We start from the raw sequence: 16,593 nt of genomic DNA, 5'->3' as shown, positions 1-16,593 counted from the left end.
CTGCCCGCGACAGCTCTGCAATGCCATACCGCTGATCGCGGCTGAAGCCGCTCCCACAGACGCCGGCTCTTGTGGGTCCAGACTTGTCTGGACGCTCTCGGCGCCGTGCTGAAGAAGCGTCCAGACAAGTCTGGACCTAGAAAAGCCGGCAGCCCGTAGCCTTCCCCGAGTCCCGAGTCCCGAGTCCCGAGTCCCGTGCCCCGTGCCCCGCCAATCCACGCTAACCTTTTCCGCCCTGGCCCGTCCAAGCCTGCATGTTTGCCTGGCTACGATCGCGTCCCCGCTTGCTGGTGGACGATTTTCACGCGCTGCTCGCCGAGAAATCGGCGCGCTGGTACGGCGCCTGCCTGCGCATCACCGGCGACGCCGGTCTGGCCGAGGATGCGGTGCAGGATGCACTGCTGAAGGCCTGGGACAAGCGCGCGGAGTTTCGCGGCGAGGCTGATCTCGATACCTGGATCCATCGCATCGCCATCAACGCGGCCATCGATCTCAGCCGGAAGCGTCGCGGTGATGTGCTGGAAGCGACGGCAGACGCCGTCGACCCCGACGAGTCCGGTCCGGCCGAGGCACACGCGGTCGGCGAACTCAGCGAAGGACTGGAGCGCGCCATGCGCGGGTTGACCGATCTGGAGCGTCAGTGCTTCGTGCTCAAGCACCTGGAGCAATGGCGGCTGATCGAGATTGCCGAGCAGCTTCAGACCAGTCAGGACAGTATCAAACAGGCTCTGTTTCGGGCGCTGCGCAAGCTGCGCGTGACCCTGGAGCCGTGGCGGAGCGAAGCATGATCAACGACGAACAGCTGCTGCTGTACCACTACGACGACGGCCTCAGTGCGCCCGAGCGCGCCCACATTCGCGCGCGCCTGCGCACCGATGCCGATCTCGCTGCGCGCTATCAGCGACTTCGCGATCAGCTCTCGCAGTTGCCGGCGCCCACAGCGGCAGTGCCCGACGCTGCGGCGCTGGCCCGCTGGCGCGCCAGTCTGACCCGGGCCGACCAGGCCGCCGCTGAGCCGCCGTCACGCCCGTGGTGGCCGATGGCGCTGGCTGGCGCCGCCTTGATGCTGCTGGGCGTGGCGGTTGGCACCCGCCTGGCCGAGTCGGATCGCATGCCGTCTGCTGCGCCGCAGCTGGCCGCGGCAACGGCAGCCGAGGATGGCGATGCGCTCACGCGCGGGCTCAGCAGCCACTTCGGCGACGCCCGTCTGCTGCTGGCGGATCTGCCGGACGAGGATCCGGCCCAGCGTCAGGCGCTGATCGCCAACATCATCGAGCAGAACCGCCTGTATCAGCAGGCAGCGCAGGCCCAGGGCGACGAGCGCCTGGCGCGGGTGCTGCGGTCTCTCGAGCCGGTGCTGCTGGGGCTGGCCAGCGAAGCCGGCGGCAGCGAGGACGCACGCTCGGCCCGTGCCCAGCTGGATTTCGAATTCGCAGTCATGCAAACCAAATTGTCGCGATCTCCGTCAAAGACCGTGCAATCCCTGTGATGGAGCAGAATATGAAACGTACGATGCTGTGTTTGATGTTGATGGCCGCCGGGTCGGTTCATGCGCAATCCGAGTTGGCACAAGCTGATGCCGCCCGCGCTCAGGCGGCCGCCCGCGCCGAAGCCGCGGCACTGGCCAGTGAGGGCGCCGAGCGCGCCCGCGATCAGGCTCAGGCGATGGAGGCTCGCGCCGCCATGGAAGCCGATCGTGCCCGTGCCCGGGCCCGTCGCCACGCTGCGCCCACCGAGCAGGAGCAGCTCGCGATCGCCGCGCTCGAAGGCCTGATGGCGGCGCCACCGGAACGCTCGCTGCCGCTGGTCAAGCGCGTGCTGGGTGGCTCGCAGACTGAGCTGGTGAAGATGCGCGCGCTGTTCGTGCTCAGCCAGATCGAGACCGAGGAAGCCCAGCAACTGTTGCTGCAGCAGGCTCGTGGCGATGGCGGCGAATTGCGGCTGGAGGCGATCCGCATGATCGGCATCGGCGGCAACACCGAGGCACTGTCGGCACTGCGGGATCTGTACCGTACGGGCGATGCCAACGTACGTCGGGAAGTGCTCAATGCCTATCTGATTGCCGATCGCAAACAGGAAGTGCTGCAGCTGGCGCGCGAGGCCCGTGACGAAAAGGAGGCGCGGGCGGCGATCCAGGCACTCGGGGCCATGGGCGCACTGGCCGAATTGCGCAGCCTCGGCGATCTCGGCAAGCACGGCGGCGCGCTGGTGCAGGCCTATGCCATCGCCGGCGATCTGGAATCGCTGGACAAGCTGGCGCGCACCGCCACCGACGAGCAGACCCGGATCGAAGCCGTGCGCAGCATGGGCATCGTCAGCAGCCCGGAGGCGGGCGCCACGCTACGCCAGATCTATCAAGGCGACGGGTCGCCGAAGGTGCGTCAGGCGGCACTGGACGGGCTGATGATGCGCGGCGACGAGGCCGCCCTGCTGGAGATCTACCGCGCCAGCAGCAATGCCGAAGAAAAGACCCGGATCCTGCGTCAGCTGACCATGCTCGGCGGTGACGCCGCGATGGAAGCCATCGACGCCGCACTGCAGGGGAAGACGCCATGAGCGAAGTATCTGCCTTTCATGCCCTGCTCGATCGACTCCTTGGTGGCTTGCGTTGGTTCTGGGTGCTGCTCGGCCTGCTCAATGTCAGTGGTGTGCTGGCCAGCACCTTGCAGCCGCCGCAGAACGGTTGGGCCAGCTGGCGGGTGGCGGCAGTCGCCGACGCGCCTGACTGGTGTTGTCCGCAGAGCGCCGATCAACCGCGGCCGCTGCAATCCTGCGATCTGGATTCCAGACATCAGGGCTTCAGCGCCAGCCACCAGGACCGCGGTGTGGCGCAGATGCAGATCTACGCCCATTTCAAGGCTGGGGAACTGGATCGGATCCGCGCCTACGGCAGCAGCTGTCCGGTCCGGGCGAAGTCGCCGATCGCCGATCTGGGCGAGATCGACGCGGCCACCAGTGCTGCCTGGCTGGACGCGCAGATCGCACCACGGCGCCCGCTCAGTGGCGAGGTGATGGCGGCGCTGGCCGTGCATGCGGGCGATGAGGTCGATGCCCGATTGAACCGGATCGCCGGTGCCGATCCGGCGCGGGAGTCGCGCAAGGACGCGTTGTTCTGGCTGGGCCAGGTCCGCGGCGAGCCCGGCGCACGTCTGATCGAGCCCTTCCTGAGCCGTGATCCGGATGCGGGCATACGCGAACATGCGGCCTTTGCCCTCTCCCAGAGCCGATCGCCGCGACGGGGCGATCTGTTGATTGCCCAGGCCCAACAGGACAGCAGCACCCAGGTACGCTCCCAGGCCTGGTTCTGGCTGGCGCAGATCGGCGATCCGCGCAGCGAGTCGGCGATCACCGCGGCATTGAACACCGAGACCTCCTCGCAGGTGCGTCATCAGGCCGTGTTTGCGCTCTCGCAGTTGCCGCAGCCGCGGGCGGTCCAGGCATTGATCGGTCTGTTGGAGAACCGGGCCGTAGCGCTCGATGTACGCAAGCAGGCCTTGTTCTGGATGGGTCAGAGTGGCGATGAAGCAGCGATTCGCTATCTGGATCGGATGCTGGCGACGGTGAAGTAGGATTCGCACATCCTGCCGAGCAAGCTCGGCACTACCAGAGCCTCGCACACCGACGCTTTGGTAGAGCGGAGCTTGCTCCGCTGCTTCTGCCGGGCTTTGGCCGTGGCGCCTTCCGCCACGATGCAAAGCCGCACACCCTGCCGAGCAAGCTCGGCACTACCAGAGCCTCGCACACCGACGCTTTGGTAGAGCTGAGCTTGCTCCGCTGCTCTGGCCTCGTCTCAGTTACCCCCGTCGCCAGGCGTGGAAGCGCTCCACCCAGCGCAGTGCGGCTTGCGGGGCATGTGCGCGGGCCCAGTTGCCGGCGGCGTACTTGTTCGCCTCCATCATGGTCGGATAGCTGTGGATGGTGCCGAGGATCTTGCGCAGGCCCAGGCCATGGCGCATGGCGAGCACGTATTCGGCCAGTAGATCGCCGGCATGGGCGCCGACGATGGTGGCGCCGAGGATGGTGTCCTTGCCGGGCACGGTCAGTACCTTGACGTAGCCATGGTCGTGACTGTCGGCGATGGCCCGATCCAGATCATCGAGGCCGTAGTGGGTGACTTCATAGGCCACGCCCTGGGCTTTCGCGGTGGTCTCCGACAGGCCCACGTGCGCTACTTCCGGATCCGTGAAGGTAGCCCAGGGGATCACCCGGTAGTCGGCCTTGAAGGTCCAGAACGGGCCGAACAGCGCGTTGACCGCGGCATACCAGGCCTGATGCGCGGCCACGTGGGTGAATTGATAGGGCCCGGTGACATCGCCGCAGACATAGATGTTTGGCATGCTGGTGCGCATCAGTGGATCGGCTTCGACAGTGCCACGTGGCGACACCACGACGCCCAGCGCTTCCAGACCGAAACCCGCGACATTGGCGGTGCGTCCCAGCGCCAGCAGCAAGCGGTCGAATTCGATGGCGCGCTCGACCCCGTTCTCGTGGACGATCAGCCGGCCGCCCTCGCCATCCTTCTCTACCCGCAGCGCTTCTGCGCCCAGCGCCAGGGTGATGCCCTCGGCCTCGAAGGCCGCACGCACGGCAGCGCTGGCATCGGGGTCTTCCTTGGGCAAGAGGCGCGGATTGCGCTGGACGATGGTGACTGCGCTGCCGAGTCGGGAGAAGCATTGACCGAGTTCGCAGCCGATCGGGCCACCACCCAGAACCAGCAGACGCCTGGGTTGCACGCGGATATTCCAGACCGTGTCCGAGGTCAGATAGTCCACGGTGTCGAGGCCCGGCAGCTTCGGCACCGTCGGCCGCGCGCCGGTGGCGATGACAATGTTGCGCGCCGTCAGCCGCCGGCCGTCGACCTCAACCGTCCACGGGTCGAGCAGCCGCGCATCGCCCTGGATGCAATCAACGCCAAGGCCGCGGTAGCGCTCGACCGAATCGTGCGGCTCAACCTTCGCAATGACCTGTTGCACGCGTTCCATGGCCGTGGCGAAATCGAATTCGGCGTGCAGGGCATTGATGCCGTAATCCTGCGAGCGCCGCGCCTCGGCCAGCAGGCGCGCCGTCCGTATCAACGCCTTGCTCGGTACGCAGCCGGTGTTGAGACAGTCACCGCCCATCTTGTGGCGCTCGATCAGCGCCACCTTGGCCTTCACTGCAGCGCCGATGTAGGTGGTGACCAGCCCGGCCGAGCCAGCCCCGATCGCAATCAGGTTGTAGTCGTAGCGCTTGGGGCGGGTGTGACCCCGATAGACCCGACGCGCGCGCAGCAGATCCAGGATCTTCTTGGTGATCAGCGGCAGCAGCCCGAGCAGGATGAAGGCGCCGAGCAAGCCCGGACTGATCAGGCCCTTGAGCGACGTCAGCTGGCCGATCTCGGTGCCGGCATAGACGTACACCGCGGTCGCCGGCAGCATGCCCAGCTGACTCACCCAGAAAAAGGTGCGCGCCGGCAGTTTGGTCAGGCCCAGCGTCAGATTGACCAGGAAGAAGGGAAACACCGGCACCAGGCGCAGGGCAAACAGATAAAAGGCGCCTTCGCGTTCCAGACCGTCGTCGATGGCCTTCAATCGGCTACCGAACTTCGCCTGTACCGAATCGCGCAGCAGATAACGTGCCAGCAACATCGCCAGCGTGGCTCCGAGTGTGCTGGCAAAGGACACCAGCAGCGTGCCGAGGCCGAAACCGAAGAGCGCGCCGCCGGCGATGGTCAGCAGGGCGGCCGCCGGCAGGGACAAGGCAGTGACGGCGACGTAGACCAGGAAGAAGATGCCGGCGCTCAGCAGCGGATGCGCGCCGATCTGGGTCAGCAGGCCCTCACGATGTGCCCTCAGCGCCTCCAGCGAGAAGAAGCGCCCCAGATCCAGCGCGAAGAAAGCCACCAGCGCGATGGCGACCAGGGCCAGCAACAGCCAGCGACGTTGCGATGCAGACATGTTCATTCCCGGAATAGCGCCAGGTCGATCAGACCGGCGAGAGCCCGATCATCTCGCAAAGCGGCGGCGATGGGCGCGCGCAATCCGGTTCCTCGAACACCGATCAGGGCATTGGACGCGAAGGACGCAAAGGAAAACGGGCTGAGGTGGGTCCAGACAAATCTGGACCCACCACAGCGTAGCGCGGCTCCGAGATCATCTCAACGCGGCCTCACGACAGCGGCCGAATCCTCGCTTCCATGCGCTCGCCGACGCAGCGCGCCAGAATTTCGTAGCCATTGCCCTGATCCGACGCCTTGCTCATGACGGTCTGCAGTTCGGCGTGATCGGCGGCCTTGCTCTGACAGGAAAAAGCCCCGGTCAATGCAACGCCTGCTCGCGCGTCAGCGGCAACGAGCTCGGTCTTGATGGGATCGAACCAGAGCTCCTCGGTTTCCAGCAGCACGCCATCGTCGGCGACGACCACCATGCCCGCCAGGCGCACGCCCGCGTTGGACTGCCTGTCAGAGTCGTCATAGACCTCGTAATCGTCGGCTTGAAGGCTGAGCACCGTCTGGTCGTCCCGACCCTTGATCATGGCCAGTGCGCGATCGCCCTTGACGGTCATCGGGTTGCTGACGGTGTCGATCACCAGTTTATCGGTGGTGGCGACCGAAAAGGACCAGATCGGTTGCCCGGCCCTGGCGTCTGCCATGAGGCCGACGGCCAGCAGCGTGATCAGGGCTATCGGTCTCATTCTGCGCATCCTTTGGGGTGACTGATGGTTGGATAGTGTACCCAAGGCGCACCTTGTCTCGACCTGTGCCCCTGGAAGGTCTGATCGCGCCGGCGGCCGCGGCGGGGCTTGCCGGACGCCGCGCGCTTGCTCGGTTCGGGCTTGGTCACAACTGGCGTGCGCGCGGATCCGGCCTACGGCACAGCTGGGCCGGGATCACGTCTCCAGACAACTCTGGACCCACAAGAGCTCGAAACCCGTAGCCTTTCACGTGCCCCGTGCCCCGTGCCCCGTGCCCCGTGCCCCGTGCCCCGTGCCCCGTGCCCCGTGCCCCGTTTCAGGGCTCGAAGCCGCCGCGGGCGATGGTGTCGGCGCTGGCGGCTGGCACGCCCACGCTTTCGAGCTTGGCGCGGCGGGCATCGGCGCCCTTGTTGCGGCCGACCAGCACGCTCTCCCAGGACCCGTAGCCCGGGTTCGGCAGCACGATCCAGCGCGTGCCGAGCCAGCTGGGTGATCCTCGACGGCGCTGTCGCGCTTCTCGCGGGTGGCTTCGTCGAGATCGATGAAATCGTAGAGGTTGTCGCCGGCCATCATGACGATGCGATGGGTACGGGCGATTTCGGCGCGGCGGGGCCTTTTTCCTTCCAGCCGCGGGTTGCGTCGCGAAACAGGAAGTTGTGGCTGTCGGCCGTATCCGGGAATCCGAACTGGGCCAGATTGCGGCGGGTGGCTTCGATTTCCGGTTGCAGGCCAGGTTCGGCCGGCGCCGCGGCGCGATTGGACACGTAGTAGATCTTGACCCCGCGCGAGGCGGCGTACTTGAGGAAATCGAGCGCGCCCGGCAGCGGCGTGGCATTGGCGCGCAGCACGTACTGGTTCCAGTCGGCATTGGAGAACTCGCGACCGTTACGCAGGCGTTCGACCATGTAGTCGGAGGTATCCAGCACGGTCTCGTCGACATCGACGATGATCGCCGGCGGCAGTTTGGCAAAGTCGCCGGTCTGCTCGACGGCGGCGGTCCAGGTCGGGTCGGCCAGGGCCTGGTCGAGCGCGCGGCGGGCGCTGCCATAGGCCTGCAGGTACAGCGCCTCGGCCTCCGCCGAGGTCCGTGACCAGGCGATGGCCTGCAGCAGGTCGAGCTGATAGTTGTCGACCGGCGCAGCCGCGACTGCGGCCGGGGCTTGTTGCGCTTGCGCGGCTGCCGGCGCAGCCAGCTCACGGGTGCCGGCACAAGCCGCCAGCAGCAACAGACTCGAAGCCAACATCAGGGGACGCAAACGACGCATCGGGGAAACTCCGCCATCACAAGGGCGCCAAGGCTAGCGTGTTTTCAGACGGCACGCAGAGGACGAGGGGACACGAGGGCGAGAGGCACGACGGCAATCCAGCACGCAAAAGGCAATGACAGCACCTGCCTATTCGTGCCCTCTCGCCCTCGCGCCCTCACAAAGGAAACCGCACCCTGAACCTGGCGCCGCCGTCGCTCATGTTGTCGACGCGGATATGGCCGCCGTGTTCTTCAACGATCTTCTTGACGATGGCCAGCCCCAGGCCCGTGCCCTTGGGTTTGGTGGTGGTGTAGGGCTCGAACAAGCGATCGCGCAGGGTCTCCGGGATGCCGGGGCCGTGGTCACGCACGTCCAGTTCGAGGAAGTTGCGGCTGCCGTCCTGAGTGCTGTGCAGGGCCAGATCGACCTGCGCGCGGCGATCGGGCTGGGCCTCCTCGGCATTGCGCAGCAGATTGTGCAACAGTTGGCGGACGCGGCCGATATCGGCGCGCACCGGCGGCTCGTCCTCGGGGATGCGCAGATGGATGTCCACCCGCGAGGTGTCTCCGCTGTACAGATCGACCACTTCGCGGATGACCTTGGACAGGCGGACCGGCTTGAGTTCCAGCCGCGGCGGTCGGGCGTAGTCGCTGAAGGCATTGACCATGGCCTTCAGCGCCTCGACCTGGGCGACGATGGTATGGGTGGAGCGGTCGAGTATCTCGCGGTCGGCTTCGGGCAGCCGCTCCAGAAATTTGCGGCGCAGGCGTTCGGCCGCCAGCTGGATCGGCGTCAGCGGATTCTTGATCTCGTGCGCCAGCCGCCGCGCTACTTCCGACCAGGCGGAATCGCGGGTGGCGCGGGCGTATTCGCCCTCATCCTCGAACACCAGCACCAGACCACCGACCTCGCCATCACCCCCGGGCAGGCGCGCGCCTCGCAGCAGCAAGCGCTGCTCGATCTGGCCACGCTGGATGCGCACTTCCTCGCGCCAGTCGCCCGGCTCCCGCGCAAGCGCCTCGACCAGTCGCTGCACCAGCGGCAGTAGCGGAGGGTCGGCCTTGCCCAGGCGCTCGATCGGCAAGCCATTCCATGGGCTCAGATCCACACCCAGGATCTCCTGCGCCGACCCATTGGAGGTGCGCAAGCGGCCGGCGCCGTCGAGGCTGAGCACGCCCGAGGAAATTCGATCGAGCACGCCCTCGAAATAGCGTCGCCCGGCTTCGGCGTCGCCAGCGGCGCGCAGCAGCCGCTGATTGGCCTCATCGAGTTCACGCGCCATCTGGTTGAAGGCCCGCGCCAGGCCGCCGAGTTCGTCGTCGGTGATCTCTGGAACTTCGATGCGGTAGTCGCCCTGGGCCACGGCGCGGGTGGCCTCCACCAGCCTCCGCAGCGGATCGACCAGTCCACGCGCCAGCGCGAACGCCAGATACAGCGCAAACAGAATGGCCGCGACCAGCACCACGCTCAGCACCACGCTCAGCGTGTACTTGAGCGCACCGCGCAGAAAGGCCAGCTGTCGATAGTCGTAGTAGTGCTTCTCGATGGCCTGTGCCAGCGTGGCGATCTCGTTGTCGAGCACGAATCGGCCGAGCATGACCTGGTCGCGATCGGGCATGTCGACCAGCGCCAGTATCGTCAATGCCTCGCCGGAACGATCGATGCTCGACGCCGAGCCGCGCGTGCGCGCCGCGCGCCAGAGGGCGTCGTCGGGTGCGCTCGGCACCAGGAAGCGCGGATCGGCGCTTGCGCGCGCGCTGATGTTGCGCTGGGCGTCGTAGATCACCAGCTCCAGCGCATCCAGATCATCAAGGACATTGGCGAGGGCGACATCATCGCCATCCGCTTCGCCGGCGTCGATCCGGCGGCTCTGCACGCGCACCCGACGCAGCGCCTGTTGCTCGCTGAGATCGATGGCGCGCCGGGCCACGGTCAGGCTGTCGTCGAGGGCGGCAGTCACATCGACCTGAAACCAGCCATCAACGGCGCCGTGGACGAAGCGCAGCGAAAAGATGAACAACATGCCCAGCGGCGGCAGCACCAGCAGCGCCAGACGCTTGAGCAACCGCCAGCTCAGGCGCGCGCCGGGGGCCCGCGCCAGCACGTCACGGCGCAGGCGCCAGGCTTCCAGACCGAGCGCGCCGAGCAGCAGCGCCAGCGACAGACCCATGCCGACCAGCACCCAGGTCCATTCCGGGCCCATGCGCGGGCCGACTTCGGCATCGCGGCCCGACAGATAGACCGCCCCCAGGGCCAGTACCGACAAGGCCAGCAGCGGCAGAGCCCGCTTCCAGACATTCATCGTGCGGCTCCGGCGTTGGTGGCGAGCGCCTGCCAGCCACTGTCGAAACGCCAGTCGCTGTCGACCAGGGCCGGCAGTCGCAAGGGCGCCGGCAAGGCGGCCGGATCCAGGCGTATGCGCACGCGTCCGCCGCAATCGCCCTCGCAGGCGCGGGCCTCCGGCCAGCGCATTCGGGCGTTCTCCATCGCCGCCAGCAGCGAGTTGCGCAGGGCGAAGGTCTGCACCACCTCCTGGCCGATACCCAGCTGATAGCTGCGCAGCAATGGGGAATAGCGCAGCAGCAGATGCTGCTGCAGTTCGCGGCCGTCAGCGAGTTCCCAATCGACCTTGAAGCTCAGCACCAGACCGGCCTCGATGGCCTCGGTGGCGCGGGTGCCGAGCTTGATGCTCATCACCAGTTGCAGGGTAGGCACGGCATCGGCGACGGCGCTGACCCGGCGGATGGCTAGATCCTGCGCCGCCAGCAGTGCCGGCAGCATCAATCCGAACGCTGCAAGCAGGCGTAGTAGAAGCCGTCCTGATCGGCGCTGCCCGGCAGGCACTGAACCCCCGGGCCGGCGGCGACGAAGCCCGGCAAGGACAGCGGCAGCGCGCGCGCCGACGGCGTGCGCTGGCAGAAGGCCTCGATCTGGGCCTGATTCTCTGATTTCAGGATTGAGCACGTCGCGTAGGTTAGACGTCCGCCGGGTGTGAGCAAAGGCCAAAGCGCATCCAGCAGGCGCGATTGTTCCCGAGCCAGCGCCGCCACATCGCTGGCGCGGCGCAGAAACTTGATGTCCGGATGGCGACGGATCACGCCGGTTCCGGTGCAAGGCGCATCGATCAGGATGCGGTCGAAACGCTCGCCGTCCCACCAACCGCCCGTGTCGGCAGCGTCGGCCACGACCAGTCTGGCCGAGACCCGACAGCGCCGCAGCGTGTCCTCCAGACGTGGGCAACGCTGGGCGTCCTTCTCGATCACGGTCAGCACCAGATCGGGTACCTGTTCGGCCAGCGCGGCGGTCTTGCCGCCCGGCGCCGCACAGGCGTCGAGCACCCGCTGGCCGGGCTTCGCGTCCATCACCGCCACCACCTGCTGCGCCGCCGCATCCTGCACCGAGGCGCGGCCCTGGGCGAATCCGGGCAGGCGTTCGACCGCGACCGGCGTCGTCAGCAGCAGCGCCTGCGGCGGCGATACTGGCGCCGTGGCTTCGATGCCCAGTTCGGCCAGCTCGGCCTGGTAGTCCTCGCGACTGCCCTGGCGCGGATCCACCCGCAGCCACATCGGTGCCGCCCGATTGCCGCCGGCGCAGATGGCCTCAAGCTGCTCGGGCCAGTCCGCTTCAAATCGTTCGATCAGCCACGCCGGGTGGTCCAGGCGCGCCAGCAGGTTCTGCTGCAACTGGGCTTCGAGCGTATCTCGTTCGCGCAGGAAACGCCGCAGCACCGCGTTGGCGAATCCGGCGGCGCCGGCATCCAGCACCCTGGCCGCAGCGACAGTTTCGGCCACGGCTGCATGGACCGGCGTCGCCAGGAAGCGCAGCTCGGTCAAGGCGGCGCCGAGCAGCGCCGCGATCAGGGCTTTGGGTGGCCGTTGGCAGAGTTGCGTCATCAATGCGGCGTTGGAGACGCCATGGCGCAGGCTTTCGTAGCACAGCGCGCGGGCAAAGGCCGGATCGCGCTCGTGGCCGGCAGCCGGCTCGGCGAGATGGCGGGCCAGCGCCTGATCCAGGGAAACACCGCGGGCCACCGCGTGCAGCACGCGGGCCACCTGCACCCGGATGGGTTCAGCGCTTGAGTTCGGGGCGGGCATTGACGTAGTCGGTGGCGTCGATGACCCGACCGCCAGCGCGCTGCAAGCGCAGCAGGGCCAGCGCGCCTTCGCCACAGGCAATCACCAGCCGGCTGCGGCTGGCGTGCACCGGTTCTCCCGGCGTGCCGCTGGCCTCGACCGGCTCGGCCGCATGGATGCGCACCCGCTCACCGGCGATCACCGCCTCGGCCACCGGCCAGGGCGAGAAGGCGCGTATCTTGCGATCCAGCTCCGCTGCCGACTGCTGCCAATCCAGCAGCGCTTCGGACTTTTCCAGCTTGTGGGCATAACAGACGCCGTCTTCGGACTGCGGCCGCGGGCTCAGGGTCTCGCCGGCCAGCACCCGGCCCAGCCCTTCGCGCAGCAGCTCGGCGCCGAGCCCCGCCAGCCGATCATGCAGGCGCCCGCTGCTGTCATCGGCCGCAATCGGTGTGCGCCGCTGCAGCAGGACCGGTCCGGTATCGAGCCCGGCTTCCATCTGCATCAGATCGACCCCGGTTTCGGCATCGCCGGCCAGGATGGCGCGCTGGATCGGCGCCGCCCCGCGCCAGCGCGGGAGCAGGCTGGCATGCACATTCCAGCAACCCAGGCGCGGCAGCGCCAGCACGGCACGCGGCAGGATCAGGCCATAGGCCACCACGATCATCAGGTCCGGCGCATAGGCAGCCAGCTGCGACTGCACCTGCGCCTCCTTGAGCGTCAGCGGCTGTTCCACCGGCAAGCCGGCTTGCAGCGCGCGTTGCTTGACCGGGCTCGGCTGCAACTGGCGACCGCGCCCTGCCGGGCGATCGGGTTGGGTGTACACGGCCACGCAGTCGGCGCCACTGCCGAGTACCGCGTCCAGACACGGCACGGCGAAATCCGGCGTACCGGCAAAGACCACGCGCAGCGACATCAGGCGCTGGCGCTGGCGGCGGGAGCGCCCTGACGGTGGCGCTTTTCCATCTTGCGCTTGACCAGCTGCCGCTTCAGCGGCGACAGGTAGTCAACGAAGACCTTGCCGGCCAGATGATCCATCTCGTGCTGGATGCATACTGCCAACAAACCCGTGGCATCGATGCGGCGCAGTTCGCCGTGACGATCCAGAGCCTCGACCACGATGCGTTCGGCGCGAACCACATCGGCGAAGATGCCCGGTACCGACAGACAGCCTTCCTGGCAGGTCTCGGTGCCCTCGGATTCGACGATGCGCGGATTGATCAGCACCAGAGGTGTGTTCTTTTCTTCGCTGACGTCGATGACGATCAACTGCCGGTGAAAATTGATCTGGGTGGCCGCCAGGCCCACGCCTGGTGCCTCGTACATGGTTTCAAACATGTCGTCGATGAGGCGCTGGAGGGCGTCGTCGATGTGATCGATCGGCTTGGCGACGGTGCGCAGTCGCTCATCGGGATATTCGAGTATGGGTAATAGGGCCATGCCAGCGTATCTGGAGACAAGTCGTAGGGATTCAATAGCGTCCCATGCCCAGCGCTTCCGGGGAAGCCCCCGGAAGGCGTCTGCTCAGCCCCGGTCCAGCTCCGGGCTCAGCGGCGGCAAAGGCGAGAGCCGGTGGTGGGCTTGCAGCGCTCGCCAGGAAGCGATGAATCGCGGCGTCCGGGGCGTGCGTCCACCAGACAGAAGCGACTGGCGGTCAGCATGGTGCATTCGCCGTGGGTCTCACCCGTCACCAGGTCGCGAAACTCGAAGCGATGGCGCAAGCGCCCGCCGTCCGCCGCCGCATCGGCAGGGAATCTCCATTGTGACAGCGCCTGGGTGGCCGCTGCGACAAAGGGCTGCGCTCCGTCGGGTGCATTCGCGACCCGAATGTCGCGGACCGCACCATCAGCGGCCAGGCCGAACTCCAATTCCACCGCCAGCGGACCGTCGGCGAGCCGCTGATCCTGGGGGTAAACCGGGCGCACCGCATGCAGTGGCTGCACCGGATCCACTGGGGCGGAGCGATTCTCCGGTGTCATCGGCACAGTGGGTGGCTGCAGGCTTGCCACCATCGGGGAATGATCCAGGGACAGTGTCAGAGCCGGCGACGGCTCGATCGGCTCGGGCTTGATCGTGCTTGCCACCGCAGGGACCGAGGGCAGCGATTCAGCGGCATATTCGGCATCGCTGAGCGGCGGCAGCTGTACCTCCCAGGCAAGACGCGTGGTCGGTGACTCGCGCTGCAGCAAGGACGGCAGCAACAGAGAGGCCTGCGGCAGCACCAGATCGCGTGGACCCGAGCCCGGGCGAATCTGCACGCCGCCAGCCAGCGTCAGTACCAGCAGACTGGCCACCAGCGCTGGCAGCACCACCTTCTGCAAGGAGCCGCGATGATTCGGAGCGCGGCCGGCGATGCGTTGCACGCGCCAGAGCAATCCCCCGGCGACTGCACTCGGCGCCAGCAGCGGCGCATCGTGACGATATTCCTCCAGCGCCAGCAGGGCCCGGGTGTAATCGCCGCGACCACCTGCGAATGCGACCACCATGTCGTCGCAGCAGGCCTCGCGCAGCCGCCGCAATTCTTCACTGAGCCAGCGAACCGCGGGATGGAAGAACAACAGCACTTCCAGCGCAATCTGCAGCCAGTTGATCAAATAGTCGGCGCGGCGCAGATGGGCGATCTCATGCGCCAGGATCAGCCGAAGTTGCGGCCAGGGCATGCCCGTGGCCACCGTCAGCGGCAGCACGATCACGGGCGCGAAATGACCGATCACGAAGGGTGCCCGGGCCAGCGCCGAGGAGACCACGGCAATGGGCCGGTTGACGCCAAAGCGCTCAGCCAACTCGATCACCGGCTGTGCCAGATTCGGCAAGGCAACACCGGCCGTCACCAGACGCCGCAGCGCCAGCTGCGAGCGCACCAGTCCGGCCCCGATCACCGCCACGGCCAGCGCCCAGGCCAGCACCAACAGCGGCAGGATCTTCTCGATGCCATGCGCAAGGCTTGACGGCGCCGCAGCCGACACCGGTACGCTGCTGCTGACCGTACCCGTCTCCACCGGCAGCGCCGCATAGGCCCGGGCGATGGCCTGGGCGTCGGCGCTGTCCTTGAGACGGTCGAATTCCTGGATGAAGATCAGGCCCAGCGACAGCACCAGCACCAGCAGGCAGACCAGACCCCAGCCGTAGGCCAGTTGTGGCGCCTGATTGCGCAGCCGGCCCGCCGGCAAGGCGTAGGCCGCCGCCGCGAGGGCCCCCAGCCAGAGCGAATGAATCAGGGTCCAGCCGATGGCATTGATGGCAACCGACAGGGCGTCCATCACTCACGCTCGCTTTCGATGTTTTTCAACAGCTCCCGGATCTCGGCCAGTTCGCTGTCATTGGCGCGGGCATCGTTGCCCAGCGCCTGCAGCACCAGCCGTGTGGCCGAGCCATCGAACAGCTTGGAAATCAGGGCGCCGACAAAGGCCCGCTCGGTGGCTTCCCGCGAAACCGCCGCCGCAAAACGGTGGGCCCGTTGCGACTCGTCGCGGATCACCAGGCCCTTGCCGTGCATGACCTGCATCAACTTCAAGGTGGTCGTGTAGGCGGTCTTGCGGGTCTTGCTCTGCAGCGATTCGTGGACATCGCGCACGGTGCACGGGCCGCGATCCCACATGACTTTTAGCAGCTCTATTTCGGCTTCGGTCGGCTTCTGCAGTTCAGCTCGGCTCACGGGCCATGTCCTCGTCAACATTCCACGATGGTTATCGTAGCTGCTTTTTGCGTGCTTGAAAACGCAGCGTCAATCTCGGATTGACAGGCTACGAAGACAGCCGTAGTTTTTGCCATGAAGGCTACCCACGGAGTGATGACTCATGTCCCAGAAGCTGTTGATGGTTGCACTTATGACTGCTGCACTGGCAATGTCGGCCGCGGTCCACGCGGAACGTGCCTCCACGACTGCGGTCAGGGTGGAGTCTTCGAAGTCGGTGTCCGAAATTCGTGAATATGTCGAGACTGTGGATCGCCGCTTCCAGAAGGGTCGCTACGACGTCGCCGACAAGCGCGATCAGCAGTGGTTGACGCAGATCATTCCGGTCTTGCGCAAGGAGCTGGACAAGGCCGACGCGTCGCGGGAGCCCAGCCCGAAACTGCGTGAGCTGGCGAGCGAATTCGAGACCGGCATCATCGGTATCGAGGAGGGCGGCATCGTCTGCCGGCAAGAACGCAAGACCGGAACGCGCATGTCTACCCAGCGCTGCTTCACCCGCAAGCGTCTGGTCGATGACACCACCAACTCGCAAGACCAGCTGCGCAAGCTGAATCGTCAGCCCCTGGTTCCGGTAGGCCAGTAGGCACTCAACGGCGCGATTGACAGTCAGGCTGTACCCGACGGTGCGGCCTGTTGCCCAAGGCTTCCCCTGGCTGCGGCGGATCCGGGCTACCCGGGGTCTGTGGTCCGCTGGAGTCTGCTGCATCCTGGTCGTGATGAACGCCGCCGTCACACATTGCTCACCAAACATGCGTTGACCCGTTGATTTGTCGGCCTGGAAAAGATGTGGCACGGGGCTGGTGAACAAGCTCGACGCATGATTTGACCGCGCCGCGAGTCCCCCGCCTCTCCCCGCTGTGCGAGCAAGCTCACCGCCATGGGCGACCATCCCAGCCTTCGGTCTGCC

At 66.8% G+C, this 16,593-nt stretch carries 16 protein-coding genes; 5 read left to right on the top strand and 11 right to left on the bottom strand.

What is annotated here, in order from left to right; genetic code table 11:
- The first annotated feature begins 254 nt into the window (after positions 1-254).
- The 4 genes from H7A19_15875 to H7A19_15860 are packed head-to-tail and all read left to right on the top strand — an operon-like array spanning position 255 to position 3,569.
- Positions 255-788: a sigma-70 family RNA polymerase sigma factor gene (locus H7A19_15875; protein ID MCP5476308.1), complete on the top strand. Its 534-nt coding sequence runs from the start codon at positions 255-257 to the stop codon at positions 786-788.
- A complete protein-coding gene (locus H7A19_15870) occupies positions 785-1,489 on the top strand; it encodes a hypothetical protein (protein MCP5476307.1) in 705 nt (234 codons plus the stop codon). Before H7A19_15875 ends, H7A19_15870 begins: the two co-directional genes overlap by 4 nt.
- Positions 1,490-1,500: 11 nt before the next feature.
- Positions 1,501-2,556, top strand: a complete 1,056-nt coding sequence (locus H7A19_15865; protein ID MCP5476306.1) for a HEAT repeat domain-containing protein — start codon at positions 1,501-1,503, stop codon at positions 2,554-2,556.
- Positions 2,553-3,569 (top strand): HEAT repeat domain-containing protein, encoded by a 1,017-nt coding sequence (locus tag H7A19_15860; GenBank protein ID MCP5476305.1) that lies wholly within the window; start codon positions 2,553-2,555, stop codon positions 3,567-3,569. Before H7A19_15865 ends, H7A19_15860 begins: the two co-directional genes overlap by 4 nt.
- 225 nt (positions 3,570-3,794) lie before the next feature.
- On the opposite strand, the gene H7A19_15855 is transcribed toward H7A19_15860, so the two are convergent.
- From H7A19_15855 to H7A19_15805, 11 genes are all read right to left on the bottom strand, one after another.
- Complete coding sequence (locus H7A19_15855) at positions 3,795-5,936, bottom strand: FAD-dependent oxidoreductase (GenBank protein MCP5476304.1); 2,142 nt, start codon at positions 5,934-5,936, stop codon at positions 3,795-3,797.
- 211 nt (positions 5,937-6,147) lie between these two features.
- Complete coding sequence (locus H7A19_15850; protein ID MCP5476303.1) at positions 6,148-6,672, bottom strand: hypothetical protein; 525 nt, start codon at positions 6,670-6,672, stop codon at positions 6,148-6,150.
- A 316-nt stretch (positions 6,673-6,988) separates the two neighbouring features.
- A complete protein-coding gene (locus tag H7A19_15845; protein ID MCP5476302.1) occupies positions 6,989-7,135 on the bottom strand; it encodes a hypothetical protein in 147 nt (48 codons plus the stop codon).
- Positions 7,136-7,241: 106 nt separating this feature from the next.
- Positions 7,242-7,937, bottom strand: coding sequence for a hypothetical protein (locus tag H7A19_15840; GenBank protein MCP5476301.1), 696 nt, complete (start codon positions 7,935-7,937; stop codon positions 7,242-7,244).
- A gap of 157 nt (positions 7,938-8,094) precedes the next feature.
- Positions 8,095-10,221: a HAMP domain-containing protein gene (locus tag H7A19_15835; protein ID MCP5476300.1), complete on the bottom strand. Its 2,127-nt coding sequence runs from the start codon at positions 10,219-10,221 to the stop codon at positions 8,095-8,097.
- Positions 10,218-10,700 carry a DUF4390 domain-containing protein gene (locus H7A19_15830; GenBank protein MCP5476299.1) on the bottom strand — a complete coding sequence of 161 codons (483 nt, stop codon included), beginning with the start codon at positions 10,698-10,700 and terminating at the stop codon, positions 10,218-10,220. Before H7A19_15830 ends, H7A19_15835 begins: the two co-directional genes overlap by 4 nt.
- Positions 10,700-12,013 carry a 16S rRNA (cytosine(967)-C(5))-methyltransferase RsmB gene (gene rsmB / locus H7A19_15825; GenBank protein MCP5476298.1) on the bottom strand — a complete coding sequence of 438 codons (1,314 nt, stop codon included), beginning with the start codon at positions 12,011-12,013 and terminating at the stop codon, positions 10,700-10,702. The genes H7A19_15830 and rsmB overlap by 1 nt, the downstream gene beginning before the upstream one ends.
- A complete protein-coding gene (locus H7A19_15820; protein ID MCP5476297.1) occupies positions 11,988-12,908 on the bottom strand; it encodes a methionyl-tRNA formyltransferase in 921 nt (306 codons plus the stop codon). The genes rsmB and H7A19_15820 overlap by 26 nt, the downstream gene beginning before the upstream one ends.
- Positions 12,908-13,432 (bottom strand): peptide deformylase, encoded by a 525-nt coding sequence (locus tag H7A19_15815; GenBank protein ID MCP5476296.1) that lies wholly within the window; start codon positions 13,430-13,432, stop codon positions 12,908-12,910. The genes H7A19_15820 and H7A19_15815 overlap by 1 nt, the downstream gene beginning before the upstream one ends.
- Before the next feature lie 107 nt (positions 13,433-13,539).
- The gene (locus tag H7A19_15810) at positions 13,540-15,252 is read right to left on the bottom strand and encodes a M48 family metalloprotease (protein ID MCP5476295.1); all 1,713 of its coding nucleotides are present in this window, start codon (positions 15,250-15,252) and stop codon (positions 13,540-13,542) included.
- Positions 15,252-15,668, bottom strand: a complete 417-nt coding sequence (locus H7A19_15805; protein MCP5476294.1) for a BlaI/MecI/CopY family transcriptional regulator — start codon at positions 15,666-15,668, stop codon at positions 15,252-15,254. The genes H7A19_15810 and H7A19_15805 overlap by 1 nt, the downstream gene beginning before the upstream one ends.
- Positions 15,669-15,789: 121 nt before the next feature.
- On the opposite strand from H7A19_15805, the gene H7A19_15800 reads away from it, so the two are divergent.
- Complete coding sequence (locus H7A19_15800) at positions 15,790-16,269, top strand: hypothetical protein (protein ID MCP5476293.1); 480 nt, start codon at positions 15,790-15,792, stop codon at positions 16,267-16,269.
- The last annotated feature ends 324 nt before the right edge of the window (positions 16,270-16,593 follow it).

This window comes from Rhodanobacteraceae bacterium, from assembly GCA_024234055.1.
Lineage (GTDB): Bacteria > Pseudomonadota > Gammaproteobacteria > Xanthomonadales > SZUA-5 > JADKFD01.
This window is presented reverse-complemented; position numbering and strand designations above follow the sequence as displayed.

What these genes read in the sequence shown, in the direction of transcription:
- H7A19_15875 (MCP5476308.1), top strand. Translation starts at nt 255, where the DNA reads ATGTTTGCCTGGCTACGATCGCGTCCCCGCTTGCTGGTGGACGATTTT.
- H7A19_15870 (MCP5476307.1), top strand. Translation starts at nt 785, where the DNA reads ATGATCAACGACGAACAGCTGCTGCTGTACCACTACGACGACGGCCTC.
- H7A19_15865 (MCP5476306.1), top strand. Translation starts at nt 1,501, where the DNA reads ATGAAACGTACGATGCTGTGTTTGATGTTGATGGCCGCCGGGTCGGTT.
- H7A19_15860 (MCP5476305.1), top strand. Translation starts at nt 2,553, where the DNA reads ATGAGCGAAGTATCTGCCTTTCATGCCCTGCTCGATCGACTCCTTGGT.
- H7A19_15855 (MCP5476304.1), bottom strand. Translation starts at nt 5,936, where the DNA reads ATGTCTGCATCGCAACGTCGCTGGCTGTTGCTGGCCCTGGTCGCCATC.
- H7A19_15850 (MCP5476303.1), bottom strand. Translation starts at nt 6,672, where the DNA reads ATGAGACCGATAGCCCTGATCACGCTGCTGGCCGTCGGCCTCATGGCA.
- H7A19_15840 (MCP5476301.1), bottom strand. Translation starts at nt 7,937, where the DNA reads ATGCGTCGTTTGCGTCCCCTGATGTTGGCTTCGAGTCTGTTGCTGCTG.
- H7A19_15835 (MCP5476300.1), bottom strand. Translation starts at nt 10,221, where the DNA reads ATGAATGTCTGGAAGCGGGCTCTGCCGCTGCTGGCCTTGTCGGTACTG.
- H7A19_15830 (MCP5476299.1), bottom strand. Translation starts at nt 10,700, where the DNA reads ATGCTGCCGGCACTGCTGGCGGCGCAGGATCTAGCCATCCGCCGGGTC.
- rsmB (MCP5476298.1), bottom strand. Translation starts at nt 12,013, where the DNA reads ATGCCCGCCCCGAACTCAAGCGCTGAACCCATCCGGGTGCAGGTGGCC.
- H7A19_15820 (MCP5476297.1), bottom strand. Translation starts at nt 12,908, where the DNA reads ATGTCGCTGCGCGTGGTCTTTGCCGGTACGCCGGATTTCGCCGTGCCG.
- H7A19_15815 (MCP5476296.1), bottom strand. Translation starts at nt 13,432, where the DNA reads ATGGCCCTATTACCCATACTCGAATATCCCGATGAGCGACTGCGCACC.
- H7A19_15810 (MCP5476295.1), bottom strand. Translation starts at nt 15,252, where the DNA reads ATGGACGCCCTGTCGGTTGCCATCAATGCCATCGGCTGGACCCTGATT.
- H7A19_15805 (MCP5476294.1), bottom strand. Translation starts at nt 15,668, where the DNA reads ATGTTGACGAGGACATGGCCCGTGAGCCGAGCTGAACTGCAGAAGCCG.
- H7A19_15800 (MCP5476293.1), top strand. Translation starts at nt 15,790, where the DNA reads ATGTCCCAGAAGCTGTTGATGGTTGCACTTATGACTGCTGCACTGGCA.